The sequence below is a fragment of the Neorhizobium sp. NCHU2750 genome (assembly GCF_003597675.1).
Classification (GTDB): domain Bacteria; phylum Pseudomonadota; class Alphaproteobacteria; order Rhizobiales; family Rhizobiaceae; genus Neorhizobium.
This window is the reverse complement of the sequence record NZ_CP030827.1, coordinates 2,044,586-2,060,450: the sequence shown is the minus strand read 5'-3', so window position 1 is coordinate 2,060,450 and position 15,865 is coordinate 2,044,586. Positions and strand designations below refer to the sequence as shown.

Annotated in this window: 14 protein-coding genes; 12 read left to right on the top strand and 2 right to left on the bottom strand. The window is 61.1% G+C overall.

Annotated features, from left to right (window positions below):
• Nucleotide 1 precedes the first annotated feature (1 nt).
• Together NCHU2750_RS10130 and lpxB are read left to right on the top strand one after the other, a co-directional pair.
• A complete protein-coding gene (locus NCHU2750_RS10130; RefSeq protein ID WP_119940321.1) occupies nucleotides 2-886 on the top strand; it encodes an LpxI family protein in 885 nt (294 codons plus the stop codon).
• Nucleotides 883-2,061 (top strand): lipid-A-disaccharide synthase, encoded by a 1,179-nt coding sequence (gene lpxB / locus NCHU2750_RS10125; protein WP_119940320.1) that lies wholly within the window; start codon nucleotides 883-885, stop codon nucleotides 2,059-2,061. The genes NCHU2750_RS10130 and lpxB overlap by 4 nt, the downstream gene beginning before the upstream one ends.
• A 33-nt stretch (nucleotides 2,062-2,094) precedes the next feature.
• On the opposite strand, the gene gltA is transcribed toward lpxB, so the two are convergent.
• The gene (gene gltA, locus NCHU2750_RS10120) at nucleotides 2,095-3,384 is read right to left on the bottom strand and encodes a citrate synthase (protein WP_119940319.1); all 1,290 of its coding nucleotides are present in this window, start codon (nucleotides 3,382-3,384) and stop codon (nucleotides 2,095-2,097) included.
• A 277-nt stretch (nucleotides 3,385-3,661) separates the two neighbouring features.
• On the opposite strand from gltA, the gene NCHU2750_RS10115 reads away from it, so the two are divergent.
• Nucleotides 3,662-6,268, top strand: coding sequence for a ComEC/Rec2 family competence protein (locus NCHU2750_RS10115; protein ID WP_245480378.1), 2,607 nt, complete (start codon nucleotides 3,662-3,664; stop codon nucleotides 6,266-6,268).
• Here the strand turns inward: NCHU2750_RS10115 and lexA are convergent.
• Nucleotides 6,249-6,962 (bottom strand): transcriptional repressor LexA, encoded by a 714-nt coding sequence (gene lexA / locus NCHU2750_RS10110; protein WP_119940318.1) that lies wholly within the window; start codon nucleotides 6,960-6,962, stop codon nucleotides 6,249-6,251. The genes NCHU2750_RS10115 and lexA overlap by 20 nt on opposite strands.
• 196 nt (nucleotides 6,963-7,158) lie before the next feature.
• Between lexA and NCHU2750_RS10105 the strand changes: the two genes are divergently transcribed.
• The 9 genes from NCHU2750_RS10105 (at nucleotide 7,159) to NCHU2750_RS10065 (ending at nucleotide 15,823) form a co-directional block, all read left to right on the top strand.
• On the top strand, nucleotides 7,159-8,031 hold the full coding sequence (locus NCHU2750_RS10105) for a VOC family protein (protein ID WP_119940317.1): 873 nt from the start codon (nucleotides 7,159-7,161) through the stop codon (nucleotides 8,029-8,031).
• Nucleotides 8,032-8,033: 2 nt separating this feature from the next.
• On the top strand, nucleotides 8,034-8,882 hold the full coding sequence (gene kdsA / locus NCHU2750_RS10100; RefSeq protein ID WP_162939570.1) for a 3-deoxy-8-phosphooctulonate synthase: 849 nt from the start codon (nucleotides 8,034-8,036) through the stop codon (nucleotides 8,880-8,882).
• 118 nt (nucleotides 8,883-9,000) lie between these two features.
• Nucleotides 9,001-10,275 (top strand): phosphopyruvate hydratase, encoded by a 1,275-nt coding sequence (gene eno / locus NCHU2750_RS10095; RefSeq protein WP_119940316.1) that lies wholly within the window; start codon nucleotides 9,001-9,003, stop codon nucleotides 10,273-10,275.
• A 192-nt stretch (nucleotides 10,276-10,467) separates the two neighbouring features.
• Nucleotides 10,468-10,785 (top strand): FtsB family cell division protein, encoded by a 318-nt coding sequence (locus NCHU2750_RS10090; RefSeq protein ID WP_162939569.1) that lies wholly within the window; start codon nucleotides 10,468-10,470, stop codon nucleotides 10,783-10,785.
• Between the two features lie 196 nt (nucleotides 10,786-10,981).
• Nucleotides 10,982-12,055 (top strand): pyruvate dehydrogenase (acetyl-transferring) E1 component subunit alpha, encoded by a 1,074-nt coding sequence (pdhA, locus tag NCHU2750_RS10085; protein WP_119940315.1) that lies wholly within the window; start codon nucleotides 10,982-10,984, stop codon nucleotides 12,053-12,055.
• Between the two features lie 20 nt (nucleotides 12,056-12,075).
• Nucleotides 12,076-13,464, top strand: a complete 1,389-nt coding sequence (locus NCHU2750_RS10080; protein ID WP_119940314.1) for a pyruvate dehydrogenase complex E1 component subunit beta — start codon at nucleotides 12,076-12,078, stop codon at nucleotides 13,462-13,464.
• Nucleotides 13,465-13,479: 15 nt separating this feature from the next.
• Nucleotides 13,480-14,826 carry a pyruvate dehydrogenase complex dihydrolipoamide acetyltransferase gene (locus NCHU2750_RS10075; protein WP_119940313.1) on the top strand — a complete coding sequence of 449 codons (1,347 nt, stop codon included), beginning with the start codon at nucleotides 13,480-13,482 and terminating at the stop codon, nucleotides 14,824-14,826.
• A 16-nt stretch (nucleotides 14,827-14,842) separates the two neighbouring features.
• The gene (locus tag NCHU2750_RS10070; protein WP_119940312.1) at nucleotides 14,843-15,481 is read left to right on the top strand and encodes an SGNH/GDSL hydrolase family protein; all 639 of its coding nucleotides are present in this window, start codon (nucleotides 14,843-14,845) and stop codon (nucleotides 15,479-15,481) included.
• Nucleotides 15,482-15,550: 69 nt separating this feature from the next.
• Nucleotides 15,551-15,823, top strand: coding sequence for an HP1242/YdcH family protein (locus tag NCHU2750_RS10065; protein ID WP_119940311.1), 273 nt, complete (start codon nucleotides 15,551-15,553; stop codon nucleotides 15,821-15,823).
• Nucleotides 15,824-15,865 lie beyond the last annotated feature (42 nt).

The window sequence follows — 15,865 nt, the reverse complement described above, 5'->3', positions numbered from 1 at the left end:
CATGGCCGGCGCGCCGGGCGTGGCTCATAAGGGGCGCCTGGCGATCATCGCCGGGCGAGGGCTCCTGCCGCTGCGCATCGCCGAGGCCGCTCGGGCTGGCGGCGAAGATCCGTTCATCATCGCGCTCAAGGACGAGGCGAGCCATCCCTTTGATGGCTTTGAAACGATCTCGCTTGGCGTCGGAAATCTCGCCGATATCGAAAAATCCTTCAAGCAGAAGGGCGTCGGCCGCGTGGTCATGTCCGGTGGCGTCGTTCGCCGGCCGGATTGGCGCGATATCCGTCCAACCTTCAAGACGATCCTGAAAATGCCATCGGTCGTCAGGACGCTGTTGTCACACGGTGATGACACCGTGCTGCAGATGGTCATCCAGCTCATCGAGGCGATGGGCTGCGAGGTGGTTGGTGCGCATGACATTGCGCCGGGGCTGCTTGCCCGGATCGGGCCGCTGGGCCGCATGTCTCCGGCCGGTGACGATCTTCGCGACATCGACAAGGCAACCGAGGCTGCGCGCATGCTCGGCCATCTCGATATCGGCCAGGGCGCGGTTTCCGTGGGCGGCCGCGTGATTGCGCTCGAAGGCGTCGAGGGCACCGATTCGATGCTGCAGCGGGTCGCCTCGCTTCGAGCCGAGGGACGGATATCGGCGCGGCGGCGCGGCGTGCTCGTCAAGCTCTGCAAGCCGCAGCAGGACATGCGTGCGGATCTGCCGACGATCGGCCCTTCCACGATCGAGAATGCGGCGAAGGCCGGACTTGCCGGTGTCGCGGTAGAGGCGGGCGGCGCGTTGGTGCTGGAAGAGGAGGCGGTCATTGCGGCTGCCGATGCTGCCGGCATCTTCGTCTGCGGCATAGATCCGGAACTGCCCAAAGGAGGTCTCAAATGAATGCGCCGCTGAAGGTTGCCGTCATTGCCGGTGAGGTTTCCGGGGATCTGCTGGGTGGCGATCTGATCGCGGCGCTCAAGCTTCGCTACGGCGGTCCGGTGGAACTCGTCGGCGTCGGCGGTGATGCATTGACGGCGCAGGGGCTTCACTCGCTGTTCGATTTCTCCGAGCTTTCGATCATGGGGTTGACCCAGGTCCTGTCGCGCCTGCCGAAGCTGATGAAGCGGATCGGCCAGACGGCGGCTGCGATTGCGGCGGCGCGTCCCGACCTGCTGATCATCATCGACAGCCCGGATTTCACCCATCGGGTGGCGAAGAAGGTGAGGGCGGCTTTGCCCGACCTGCCGATCGTCAATTATGTCTGTCCGAGCGTGTGGGCCTGGAAGGAATACCGCGCCAAGGCGATGGTGCCATACGTCGATCGCGTGCTTGCGGTGCTTCCCTTCGAGCCTGAGGCAATGGCGCAGCTTGGCGGGCCGGAAACGATATTTGTCGGACACCGGCTGAGCAATGATGCCGATCTTCTCAAGGTGCGTGCCTTGCGCGCGCTTCGGCCGGTAAAAGAAGCCGGTGAGCAGAAGACGATCATGCTCCTGCCGGGTTCTCGCTCGGCCGAGATCAAGAGCCTGCTGCCGGAATTCATCGGGGCTGCACGCGAGTTTCAGCGCCGCAATGGTCCGACGCGCTTCCTGCTGCCGACCGTGCCGAGGCGCGAGGCGCTGGTGCGGGAACTGATTGCAGGCTGCGATCTGCCAATCGAGGTGACGGTCGATACACAGGGTAAGTGGACTGCATTCGCCGAGGCCGATGCAGCCATGGCCGCGTCCGGTACGGTCCTCCTCGAGCTTGGGCTTTCGACCGTTCCCGTCGTATCCGCCTACAAGACGGACTGGCTGATCAAGCTTCTGGCGGGCCGCATCAAGATCTGGACGGGCGCCTTGCCCAACCTGATTGCCGATTATGCGGTGGTGCCGGAATATATCAATGAGGTGGTTCGTCCCGCGAGCCTCTGCCGCTGGGTCGAGCGGCTTTCCGGCGATACGTTGCAGCGCCGGGCCATGCTCGAAGGGTTCGACCTTGCCTGGCAACGGCTGCAGGTGCCCATCCCGCCCGGGGAGGCGGCTGCCGGCGCCGTCCTTGATCTGCTGAACACGAAAAAACCCAGCCATTTCTGACCGGGTTTTTTTGTTTGTCTTGTCCGTTGAAGCTTAGCGCTTCGAAACCGGTACGTAATCGCGCTTCGGCTCGCCGGTATAGAGTTGGCGCGGGCGACCGATACGCTGCTGCGGATCTTCGATCATCTCGGCCCACTGGGCGATCCAGCCGACGGTACGGGCGACGGCGAAGAGAACCGTGAACATGGTCGTGGGGAAGCCCATGGCCTTCAGGGTGATGCCCGAATAGAAGTCGATATTCGGATAGAGCTTCTTCTCGATGAAGTATTCGTCCGTGAGGGCGATCTTTTCGAGTTCCATGGCGACCTGCAGAAGCGGATCGTCCTTGTGACCGAGCTCGGCCAGAACCTCATGCGTGGTCTTCTGCATGATCTTGGCGCGCGGATCGTAGTTCTTGTAGACGCGGTGACCGAAGCCCATCAGGCGGAACGGATCGTTCTTGTCCTTGGCGCGGGCAATGTATTCCGGGATCTTGTCGACCGAGCCGATTTCCTGGAGCATGTTGAGTGCTGCTTCGTTGGCGCCGCCGTGAGCGGGGCCCCAGAGGCATGCAATGCCGGCGGCGATACAGGCAAACGGATTGGCACCCGAAGAACCGGCAAGGCGAACCGTCGAGGTCGATGCGTTCTGCTCGTGATCGGCATGCAGGATGAAGATGCGGTCCATGGCGCGGGCCAGAACCGGGTTCACCTTGTAGTCTTCGCAGGGAACGGCAAAGCACATGCGCAGGAAGTTCGACGCATAGTCGAGATTGTTCTGCGGATACACGAAGGGCTGGCCGATGTGGTATTTGTAGGCCATTGCCGCGATCGTCGGCATCTTGGCGATCATGCGCAGGGAAGCGACCATGCGCTGATGCGGATCGGTGATGTCGGTCGAGTCGTGATAGAAAGCGGAGAGCGCGCCGACGGTTGCCACCATGACGGCCATCGGATGGGCGTCGCGGCGGAAGCCGGTGAAGAAGCGGCTCATCTGCTCGTGAACCATCGTGTGATTGGTCACGCGATGATCGAAATCCTTCTTCTGCGCTGCCGTCGGCAGTTCGCCGTAGAGAAGCAGGTAGCAGGTTTCCAGGAAGTCGCCGTGTTCAGCCAGCTGTTCGATCGGGTAACCGCGGTGAAGCAGCACGCCTTCATCACCATCGATATAGGTGATGCCGGACTCGCATGAAGCGGTCGAGGTAAACCCGGGGTCGTAAGTGAATGCACCCGTCTGCTTGTAGAGCGCGCCGATGTCGATGACATCCGGACCGATCGTTCCGGAGCGAACCGGCAGGTCGACCTTCTTTTCACCGAGAGCGAGATTTGCGCTTATTTCCGTCATTCTGATCCTCCAACCGGTTGGCGGCATTCGCCCTAAAAGGGCCATAAACATTAAGCGTCCAACGTTTAGCTATATGATCCTTGGGCTGATGCCAAGCAATTCTGGCGGACAATTGTGCAGCGCGGAAATATATTGGGCAATGTCATCTCAAGCTTCGGCCAACCCAATGTTGCATTCCGATTTTGCTTTCTGACGCCGATCCTTGCTGCGTCAGGTTGACGCACGCAAAAAGAACGCACAGGTTGTAGCCTGCGCGTCTCAGCGGGCATGTTTTTGCATGGCAGATAAGCTCGAAGATGAAGGGAACGTGATCGACGGCGTGATGGCTCCATCCGCGCCCGCGGCCGATCTCGCCCTCTTGTCGGCAGAGAGAATCGGGCCGGCGGCCGTTCCCGTTCTCGCGCCCATCGCGCCGCGCCGAACTGCAGCCTCGCTGTCCGTGGTGGCCGTCGCGCAGGCGGCGCGCGACAGGATGTCGGCAGCGATCGCGGAGGAAGGGCGGTACGGCCATGGCTTCCTGTTCGTTCCGGTCGCAATCGGCGCCGGGGCCGTCATCTGGCTTCTGTCTGCATCCGACCCGCCATTCTGGCCGTTTGCCCTTGCGGCCATCGTCGTGACAGGTGCGGCGCTCTCCATTTCGCATAACCATGCCGCAAGAGCCGTCCTGCTGGCCGCCGCCCTCGTCAGCCTCGGCATGATGCTGGCGCAGATGGAGACATGGCGGCGCGCGACGGTCATTCTCGATACGGCCGTCACCAGCGATATTGTCGGCATGGTCGAGCGCAGTGAAATGTCCGGAGCCGGTCGGGTGCGCTATGTCGTCAGGATCATCTCGACAGCCGATCCCGAGATCAGACGCCCGCCGGGGCAGGTGCTGCTGATGGCGAGCGGCAGGGGCGGGCGGTTCGACAATGGCGCGGTGATCGCCGGCCGCGCGCGACTGTCGCCGCCTGCGGGGCCTGCGTTGCCCGGATTGCACGACTTTGCCTTCTCATCCTATTTCGACGGGATCGGCGCAGTTGGCTATTTCTACGCAGCGCCGCATCAGATCGAGGCGTCTGTCGATCCCGGCAACTGGTCCTATGCCGTGGAGCGGTGGCTGTTCGATCTGCGTGCGCAGATCGGCAACCGGATCAGGGGGCTCGTTCCCGGCGATGCGGGAGCCTTTGCCGCCGCCATCATCACCGACGAGCGGCGGGCGATCTCGGAAGAGACGGTGGAAGCGCTGCGGGTCGCGGGGCTTGCCCATATCGTTGCGATATCCGGGCTCAACATGGCGCTGGCAGCCGGCATCTTCTTCATCGGACTGCGCACGGCGCTGGCGCTGTTTCCCGGCTTTGCTCAGGCCTGGCCGGTCAAGAAGATCGCAGCGGCCGGGGCGCTTGCCATGGTGACGGCCTATTACCTGATTTCCGGCTTCGGGGTCTCGGCACAGCGCGCCTATATCATGATGGCCGTCATCCTGATCGCCGTGCTGCTCGACCGGCCGTCGATCAGCCTGCGCAATGTGGCGCTGTCGGCCATCATTATTCTCGTCTGGACGCCATCGGAAGTGCTCGGCCCGAGCTTCCAGATGTCGTTTGCCGCCACTGCCGCGCTGGTGGCGGGCTATGCTGCCTGGACAAGGCGAGCCGAGCGGCGGCCACGCGAACCGCTACCCCTTCATCACCCTTCAGTGACATGGCTTGTCGGAGGCTGGAAGTTTGTCGCCGGCATCATCATGACGTCGCTGATCGGCAGTCTCGCGACGACGATGTTCTCTGTGGAGCATTTTCATCGGATCGCGACCTATGGGCTTGCGGCCAATCTCGCCTCCATGCCGATCATCAGTTTTTTGGTCATGCCGGCAGGGCTCATCGCCATGCTACTGATGCCGTTCGGCCTTGATGCGCCCTTCATCTTTGTCATGGCCAAAAGCCTGGACTGGGTGATCGTCATCGCCAGGCATGTAGCGGGCTGGGGAGGCGACTTTACCGTCGGGCAGCAACATTCCTCGTTTCTGCTCTTCGGCGCTTCAGGCCTGCTGCTTCTGACGCTGTTGCGCACCCGGCTCAGATATCTCGGCCTGCCGCTGATTGCGGTCGCCCTCTGGCTCTTCCTGCAGCCATGGCCGGAACCGCCGTCCAGCCTGCTGATTGCCGAAGACGGCACGCTGGTGGGACTTCGCAGGGAGGGCGGTATTGCGGTCAACCGGGCGAAGGTGCCGGATTTCATCTATGGACAATGGCGCCGCGCACGACGGCTGCCCGACCCGGAAGCGCCGATCATTCGCGACGAGTGGCGCGATAAGGATATGCCGAAGGAGGTCCCCAAAGGCCTTTCGCAGAACAGGGCGAAAACTGGCGCTGCCCGCCTGCCGAAAGCCGTCATCGAGCGTGCGCGGGATCGCATGGAGGTCACGAGCGCGGACCGCTTCGAATGTCAGCCGAAAGCTTGGTGTGCGATCATGTCTCCGGATGGTGTCATCGTCGTCGTCATCGAGGATAGCCGCTTCACCGGTGTGGCCTGTGATGTCGCGGGGCTCGTCGTTGCGCCGCGCGCTCGGTTCGACGAGTGCCGCTCGGGGACGCCATTGCTCAGCGGCAGGACGTTACGCAATACGGGTGCGGTCGAGATCGACTTTGCCGGGTCGCCGATCGCCGACGAATGGATCATCGAAACGGCAATGAGCGCCTCTGCCCGGCCATGGACCGTTCATCGCCAATATGACTGGCATCGCGGCATCTATGATGCGTCGCTACCGCCATGGCTGGTCAGGCCTTCACAAAACAGTTCAATCGAAGACGACCTGTCCGTCGACGTTTCCGCCATGGGCGCGGGAGGCGATTTTCAGGACCAGCAAGGCTTTGCCGATCCTGCTGATTTCAATGATAGCGGCGAATGAGGCCGACCAGCTTGCCCTGCACCTTGACCCGGTCAGGCGGGAAGATGCGGGTTTCATAGGCGGGATTAGCAGCTTCAAGCGCGATCGATCCACCCTTGCGGCGGAAACGCTTCAGCGTTGCTTCCTCGTCATCGACAAGGGCAACGATGATATCGCCGGGATTGGCGGTGCTGCCGTTGCGGATGATGACGGTATCGCCATCGAGGATGCCGGCCTCGATCATCGAATCGCCCTTGACCTCGAGCGCATAATGCTCACCGGCGCCGAGCATTTCGACCGGAACGGAAATGTCGTGGGTGTTGTTCTGGATGGCCGAGATCGGCACGCCGGCGGCGATGCGGCCCATCACGGGGACGCTCGCCGAGGCGCTGTCATTGGCCGGGGCCGCGGGTGCGGCAGGTGCCGGCGGTTTCTTGCCGAGGCTGCCCTCGATGACGCTCGGCGAAAATCCGCGCTTCGGCTGCAGCGTCGGCACATAGGCCTCCGGCAGCTTGATGACTTCGAGCGCACGGGCCCGGTTCGGCAGCCTTCGGATGAAGCCGCGCTCTTCCAAAGCGGTGATCAGGCGGTGGATGCCCGACTTCGATGCGAGATCGAGTGCATCCTTCATTTCATCGAAAGAAGGTGGAACGCCGGACTCCTTCATGCGTTCATGAATGAACAAAAGAAGTTCCTGTTGCTTCCGGGTCAGCATTTTGATGCACCTTCAGATTTGAAACAAATGCAGAACGAACACTATATGTTCCATATGTGTTCCGCAAGTCCCTAAATTTTCGTGAAAATATGATAACTTTCCGAGATGGCTGATAACGTTCTCGGCAGAAAGCTACTTGCGCTCCCCGACGGACTGACCAATTTATTTTCGGCGGATCAGAGTCTGGGGGACATGCGTGACTGCTAAGAAAATCGATCATCTCGTTTTGCCGGTCGGCAATCTGGTCCAGGCGCGCGAGCGGCTGTCGGGGCTGGGCTTTACTGTTGCGCCTGATGGTGTGCATCCGTTCGGGACGGCCAATGCCTGTATCTTCCTTGAGGACGGCACCTATCTGGAGCCGATCGCGCTTGCGGACCGGCGCAAGGCGGGCACCGCTGCCAAGCGCGGCAATGTGTTTGTCGAGCGAGACATTGCCTTTCGCGGCAAGCGTGGGCGTCAGGGGCTGTCGGCGATCGTGGTCGCTAGTGACGACGCTTCCGATGATCACCAGCGTTTTGTTGAAGGTGGGGTTTCGGCGGGCGAGCCGCTGGAATTTGCCCGCATCATTAAGTCACCGGAGGGAGACGAGCGGGAGGGGCGCTTTCGCCTCGCTTTTGCGGCGCTCGAAGGTGCGTCCGAATTTTTCGCCTTTGCCTGTCAGCGCGTCGTTTCCTTTCCGCAGGACATGGGGTCCCTGAGGGTGCATGCCAATGCGGTGACCGGGCTGAAGGAAGTCGTGCTTTCCTCAGGTGTGCCCGGCGATTCCGCCAGGCTGTTGCAATCCGTCCTGTCGGTTTCTGCGCAGGAAGGGGAGGCCGGGCTGGTGTTTGCCGGCGAAAATGCCAGGGTCCGGGTGGTGGACGCAGATCAGCTGCATCAGGAATTCGGGCCTGCCGCCAAGCTGCATGGGGCTGAGCTTTGCGGGCAGGCGGTGATCTTCCGCACCGCCGATCTGGCCGTGACAGAGATCACCCTTGCTGCTAATGACGTCGCATTCATCCGCCGGGATGGACGCGTGCTTGTGTCGCCGTCGCCCGGCCAAGGCGTGTTTTTCGGTTTCGAGGAATGAAAATGGCAGTGTCCCCCAATTCTGAGGTTTCGGTCGGAGAAGGCGCAAACAAGGTTGTGTTCTCCAATGCCGGCAAGCTTTCGCTGATTGCGGGCCCCTGCCAGATGGAGAGCCGCGATCACGCCTTCATGATCGCCGGCAACCTCACGGAGCTCTGCGCCAAGCTCGGCATCGGGCTTGTCTACAAGTCGTCCTATGACAAGGCGAACCGTACATCCTTGTCGGGCAAGCGCGGCATCGGGCTTGAGAACGCGATGGAGATCTTTGCCGACCTGAAGAAGGAATTCGGCTTCCCGGTTCTGAGCGACATCCACACGGAAGAACAGTGCGGCCTGGTGGCGCCGACGATCGACATCCTGCAGATTCCGGCCTTCCTGTCGCGCCAGACGGACCTGCTGGTCGCCGCCGCCAAGACGGGCCGGGCGATCAACGTCAAGAAGGGCCAGTTTCTCGCCCCCTGGGACATGAAGAACGTGCAGGCGAAGTTTACCGAAAGCGGTAATCCGAATGTGATGCTGTGCGAACGCGGTGCGTCCTTCGGTTACAACACGCTGGTATCCGACATGCGCTCGCTGCCGATCATGGCGTCGCTCGGTTCGCCCGTCATCTTTGATGCGACGCATTCGGTGCAGCAGCCGGGCGGGCAGGGCGGTTCGAGCGGCGGCCAGCGCGAATTCGTCGAAACGCTGGCGCGTGCGGCTGTCGCCGTCGGCGTTGCCGGCGTCTTCATCGAGACGCATGAGGATCCGGACAATGCTCCGTCCGACGGGCCGAACATGGTTCACCTGAAGGACATGCCGCGGCTTCTGGAAAAGCTTCTGGCTTTCGATGCGGTGGCGAAGGCCGCCTGAACTTGAGGCGCGCTTGAGCGTGGTCAAAGCGCGAAAAGCGTTTCAACTGTAATTGGCGTGTCATTGAATGTGAGACATTTTCAATGACCACGTGGATAATAACTCTGAGGAGAGACCCTTGACTGCTATTACCGATATCATCGCACGCGAGATCCTCGATAGCCGTGGCAATCCGACCGTCGAAGTTGACGTCTATCTGGAAGACGGCACGATGGGCCGTGCCGCCGTTCCGTCGGGCGCCTCGACGGGTGCCCACGAAGCGGTCGAACTGCGCGATGGCGGCAAGCGCTTCGGCGGCAAGGGCGTCGAGAAGGCCGTGGAAGCGGTCAATACGGAAATCTTCGACGCCATCGGCGGTTTCGATGCCGAAAGCCAGATCCATATCGACAAGACGATGATCGCGCTTGACGGCACGCCGAACAAGTCGCGGCTCGGCGCTAACGCCATTCTCGGCGTATCGCTTGCAGTCGCCAAGGCTGCTGCCGAATCCTCCGGTCTGCCCCTCTATCGCTATGTTGGCGGTGCCGGCGCCCATGTCCTGCCGGTTCCGATGATGAACATCATCAACGGCGGCGCGCATGCCGACAATCCGATCGACTTCCAGGAATTCATGATCATGCCGGTCGGCGCCGAGACGCTGAAGGATGCGGTGCGGATCGGTTCTGAAATCTTCCACGTGCTGAAAAAGGAACTGGGTGCCCAGGGCCACAACACCAATGTCGGCGACGAAGGCGGTTTTGCTCCGGGCCTGAAGAGCGCACCGGAAGCCCTCGACTTCATCATGAAGTCGGTCGAAAAGGCCGGCTACAAGCCGGGTGAAGACGTCTATCTCGGCCTCGACTGCGCCTCGACGGAATTCTTCAAGGACGGCAAGTACGTCATGGAAGGCGAAGGCCGCACGCTGGAATCGGGCGCCATGGCCGAATATCTGGCCGAGCTCGCTGCCAAGTATCCGATCATCTCGATCGAAGACGGCATGGCTGAAGACGACTGGGAAGGCTGGAAGATCCTGACCGACAAGATCGGCTCCAAGGTACAGCTGGTCGGCGACGATCTGTTCGTCACCAATTCCGCACGCCTGCGCGATGGCATCAAGATGGGCGTCGCCAACTCTATCCTCGTCAAGGTCAACCAGATCGGCTCGCTGACGGAAACGCTCGATGCCGTCGAGACCGCGCACAAGGCAGCCTATACCGCCGTCATGTCGCACCGCTCGGGCGAAACGGAAGATTCGACGATTGCCGATCTCGCCGTCGCCACCAATTGCGGACAGATCAAGACCGGCTCGCTGTCGCGGTCCGACCGTCTGGCCAAGTACAACCAGCTGATCCGCATCGAGGAAATGCTCGGGCCCCAGGCAATTTACGCCGGCCGCTCGATCCTCAAGGGCTAAGCCTCGGCTACGTTCCGATAGTGATCATCGAAAAGCCCGCGTCATCGGCGCGGGCTTTGTCGTTTCCGTATGGTTGTTACGGTCTCGCAGCCGTGTGCGGGAAACGAATGGTTAAGCAAGTTCTGCGAATCCTAGATACTCACCAGAGGGGCCGACTCGCGCCCCGTCGCGTAATTCAGGGCGTAGACAGGCATGTGGACAAAGCATCATCGGCAACGGAAGTTCGGTCGTCTGATCCTGCCTGCCATTACCGTCGCTTTCGTCTCCTATTTCGGCTATCATTCGATCCATGGCGATCTGGGCCTGATCGCGACTGAGCAGTTCGAAAAGCAGCGCTTGGCTAGAACTGCCGAACTGGCGGAGCTGACGACCAAGCGCGAGGCTCTGGAGCGCCAGGTGCACTTGATGAGCGACGGCTCGCTCGACAAGGACATGCTCGACGAAATTGCGCGTTATCAATTAAATGTCTCGCGCCCGGATGAAATAGTCATATTTAACAACTATTTCTGAGTTAACCGAATTTCGGTTAACATTGATTTTTCTGAAATATATCAGTTATTTATCTTACATGCGAGCCATGCAAATATAGCATTGCTGGCCGCGACATTCTTGCCTATGTTAGCTGCCGAAACCCGAGCGGGTCGGGACGGGCGTTGATCGCCCGCGTCGGTGCCGCTCTTTCTGTGCAGCACATAGGGAGGGATCGATGGCGCAAGCTAAATCCGCGTCTGCATCCGGCCGCAAGCCAGCGGCAAAGTCTGCTACCAAGGCAACCACCACCAAATCGGCGCCCAAGGAATTCACCGGCAAGAATACGCCGGACTTCGGCAAGGACGAAGATCTGCATGCCTATCGCGAGATGCTGCTGATCCGTCGCTTCGAAGAGAAGGCCGGCCAGCTTTACGGCATGGGCTTCATCGGCGGTTTCTGCCATCTCTATATCGGTCAGGAAGCTGTCGTCGTCGGCATGCAGATGGCGCAGCAGGAAGGTGATCAGGTCATCACCGCCTATCGCGACCATGGCCACATGCTGGCAACCGGCATGAGCCCGCGGGGCGTCATGGCCGAGCTGACCGGACGTCGCGGCGGCCTGTCGAAGGGCAAGGGCGGCTCGATGCACATGTTCTCCAAGGAGAAGCATTTCTATGGTGGCCACGGCATCGTCGGCGCTCAGGTGTCGCTCGGCACCGGTCTTGCCTTCGCCAATGCCTATCGCAACAATGACAGCGTCTCGGTTGCCTATTTCGGCGACGGTGCTGCCAACCAGGGTCAGGTCTACGAGAGCTTCAACATGGCTGCTCTCTGGAAACTGCCGATCATCTATATCGTCGAGAACAACCGTTATGCCATGGGCACCTCGACCGCCCGTGCAACGGCGCAGTCGAACTACTCGATGCGCGGCGTCGGCTTCGGTATCCCAGGCATCCAGGTCGACGGCATGGACGTGCGCGCCGTCAAGGCTGCTGCCGACGAGGCGCTCGCCCACTGCCGTTCCGGCAAGGGCCCGATCATTCTCGAAATGCTGACCTACCGTTACCGCGGCCACTCGATGTCCGACCCGGCGAAATATCGCTCCAAGGACGAAGTGCAGAAGATGCGCTCCGAGCATGACCCGATCGAACAGGTCCGCAACCGTCTGCTTGAAAAGGGCTGGGCGAGCGAAGACGAGCTGAAGGCGATCGACAAGGACATCCGCGACATCGTCACCGATAGCGCCGATTTCGCCCAGAACGATCCGGAGCCGGATGCATCCGAGCTCTACACCGACATCCTGCTCTAAGCGCGGGGAGGAAAGAACCTATGCCTATCGATATTCTGATGCCCGCGCTTTCTCCGACCATGGAAGAAGGCACGCTTTCCAAATGGGTCAAGAAGGAAGGCGACACCGTCAAGTCCGGCGACGTCATTGCCGAGATCGAGACCGACAAGGCAACCATGGAAGTGGAAGCCGTCGATGAAGGCGTGATCGGCAAGCTGCTGGTCGCCGCCGGCACCGAAAACGTCAAGGTCAATACCAAGATCGCTGTGCTGCTCGCCGAAGGCGAAAGCGCCGATGCGATCGGCTCGGCGGCTCCCGCTGCCGAAGCGCCGAAGGCTGCTGCCGAAGAGGCAAAGCCTGCTGCCGAAGCTTCTTCTGCCTCGGCTCCGGTTCCGGCCGCTCCGAAGGTCGAGATCGCCAACGATCCGGATATTCCGGCCGGTACCGAAATGGTTTCCATGACGGTCCGCGATGCGCTGCGCGATGCGATGGCGGAAGAAATGCGCCGCGACGAAAACGTCTTCGTCATGGGCGAGGAAGTTGCCGAATACCAGGGTGCCTACAAGATCACCCAGGGCCTGCTGCAGGAATTCGGCGCCCGCCGCGTCGTCGACACCCCGATCACCGAACACGGCTTTGCCGGCGTCGGCGTTGGTGCTGCGATGTCGGGCCTGAAGCCAATCGTCGAGTTCATGACCTTCAACTTCGCCATGCAGGCGATCGACCAGATCATCAACTCGGCCGCCAAGACGCTCTACATGTCGGGTGGCCAGATGGGGGCTCCGATCGTGTTCCGCGGCCCGAACGGCGCTGCCGCCCGCGTTGCGGCCCAGCACAGCCAAGATTACGGCGCATGGTACAGCCATATTCCGGGTCTCAAGGTTGTCCAGCCCTACACGGCTGCCGACGCCAAGGGCCTGCTGAAGGCTGCGATCCGCGATCCGAACCCGGTCATCTTCCTCGAAAACGAAATCCTCTACGGTCATCATTTCGATGTGCCGAAGCTCGATGATTTCGTGCTGCCGATCGGCAAGGCCCGTATCCACAAGAAGGGTACGGACGTGACGATCGTTTCCTGGGGTATCGGCATGACCTATGCGGTCAAGGCTGTCGAGGAACTGACCAAGGACGGCATCGACGTCGAACTGATCGATCTGCGCACGCTGCGCCCGATGGATCTGCCGACCGTCATCGAATCGGTCAAGAAGACTGGTCGCCTCGTCACCGTCGAAGAAGGTTTCCCGCAGTCGTCCGTCGGCACGGAAATCGCCACCCGCGTCATGCAGCAGGCCTTCGACTATCTCGATGCGCCGATCCTGACGATCGCGGGCAAGGACGTTCCGATGCCTTACGCGGCCAATCTCGAAAAGCTGGCTTTGCCGAATGTCGGCGAGGTCGTCCAGGCTGTCAAAACCGTCTGCTACAAGTAAGGGAAGGGTGATACGATGCCTATCAACATCACCATGCCTGCCCTTTCCCCGACCATGGAAGAGGGCAACCTCGCCAAGTGGCTGGTCAAGGAAGGCGACAAGGTCAAGTCCGGCGACGTGATCGCCGAGATCGAAACCGACAAGGCGACGATGGAAGTCGAAGCCGTCGACGAGGGCACGATCGCCAAGATCGTGGTTCCCGCCGGTAGCGAATCCGTCAAGGTCAACGCGCTGATCGCGGTTCTTGCCGAAGATGGCGAAGACGTTGCTGCTGCGGCTGCCGGCGTGGGCTCTGCACCTGCCGCCAAGGCTGAAGCCGCTCCGACTGACAAGGCTGCGGAAGCTCCGAAGGCCGCTGCTCCGGTTGCCGATGCTGCTCCTGCACCGTCGACGCCAGCACCGGTTGCCGATGGCAAGCGGGTCTTCTCTTCGCCGCTCGCCAGGCGTCTGGCCAAGGAAGCCGGTCTCGATCTTTCCGCCGTTGCCGGCACCGGTCCGCATGGCCGTGTCGTCAAGGCCGATGTCGAGAAGGCTGCCGCATCGGGTGGCGCAAAGGCTGCTGCTCCGGCCGCAGCCCAGGCTGCCGCCCCGGCACCAGCCGCTGCCAAGGGGCCGTCGGATGATGCGACGCTCAAGCTGTTTGCGGAGGGCTCCTACGAGCTTCTGCCGCATGACGGCATGCGCAAGACGATCGCCGCACGACTCACCGAGTCCACCCAGACGGTTCCGTCCTACACGGTGTCGATGGATTGCGAACTCGACGCGCTTATGAAGCTGCGCGCCGAGATCAATGCCTCGGCACCGGTGAAAAAGACCGAGAAGGGTGAGGTGCCTAGCTTCAAGCTCTCCGTCAACGACTTCATCATCAAGGCGATGGCGCTGGCGCTCCGGGATGTCCCGATGGCGAATGCCTCCTGGACCTCGACGGCCCGCGTGCTGCACAAGCATTCCGACGTCGGTGTCGCGGTTTCGATCCCGGACGGGCTGATCACGCCGATCGTCCGCAAGGCCGAAACCAAGGCTCTGTCGGTCATCTCCAACGAGGTGAAGGACATGGCCAAGCGCGCCCGCGACAAGAAGCTGAAGCCGGAAGAATACCAGGGCGGCACGACATCCGTGTCCAACCTCGGCATGTTCGGCGTCTCGTCCTTCACCTCGATTGTCAACCTGCCGCAGGCCTCGATCGTGTCGATCGGCGCCGGCGTCGAGAAGCCGGTCGTTCGTGGCGGCAAGATCGAAGTGGGTACGGTGATGTCGGCAACGTTTGCCTTCGACCACCGCGTCATCGATGGCGCGCTCGGTGCGGAACTCGCATCCGCCTTCAAGCGCTACATCGAAAACCCGATGTCGATGCTGGTCTAGTAGACGGGGCAGCAGAATGAAATCCGTTCTCTGCTTCGGCGATTCGCTCACATGGGGCTACAACCCCGAAGGACCGGAGCGTCACGCATTCGAGGATCGCTGGCCAAGCGTCCTTGCTGCGTGCCTTGGGCCCGGCGTGAACGTGATCGCCGAAGGATTGGGCGGGCGCACGACGGCTTATGATGACCATCTTGCGGATTGCGACCGCAATGGCGTGAAGGCGCTTCCGTCGATCCTTCACAGCCATATGCCTCTCGATCTGGTCATCATCATGCTGGGGACCAACGACATGAAGCCGGTGATTGCCGGCACCGCCCATGCGGCGCGTGCCGGCATGCAGAGGCTCGTGGGGCTCGTTCGCAATCATGATTATTCATTCGGCTACGATGTGCCCGAGATTGTCCTGATGTCGCCGCCACCGCTATGCGAAACGGCCAATCCGGTGTTCTCGGCAACGTTCCGTGGCAGTATCGAGGAATCGGCGATGCTGGCTTCGCTCTATCGCGATCTGGCGGACGATCTCGGATGTGCCTTCTTCGATGCGGGCTCGGTTGCTCATACCAGCCCCCTCGATGGAACGCATCTCACAGCTGAGGGTACTCGGGCAATTGGTCGCGGTTTGGAGCCGATCGTGCGAATGCTGCTTGGCCCTTGATCTGCGTCAACGGAGGTATTTTTAGGCGGCCTAGCGTGGACACTTCCTCACGAAAAAAGGATTTGGACCATGTCTGGCATGCTGCATGAACTGGCCGCGGAATTTCCGGATTTCAAGACGCTTGTGCGTCATCTCCAGCAGACGGATGGGCACTTTGCCCGACTTTGCCGGAGCTACGAAGAACTGACCCGGAGAGTTCATCAGGCCGAGAAACGCAACGAGCCGACCGGCGATGCCATGCTCATCGACATGTGCAAGCAGCGCAGGCAGCTCAAGGATGAAATCTACGGGATGCTGGTTCAGCCTGAGCCAGACGCAGAAGTGATCAAGCTGGCCGTCTAAAGGCCAGGCGCTTCCATCCCGTTGAAGACCTCAAGGCGGGTG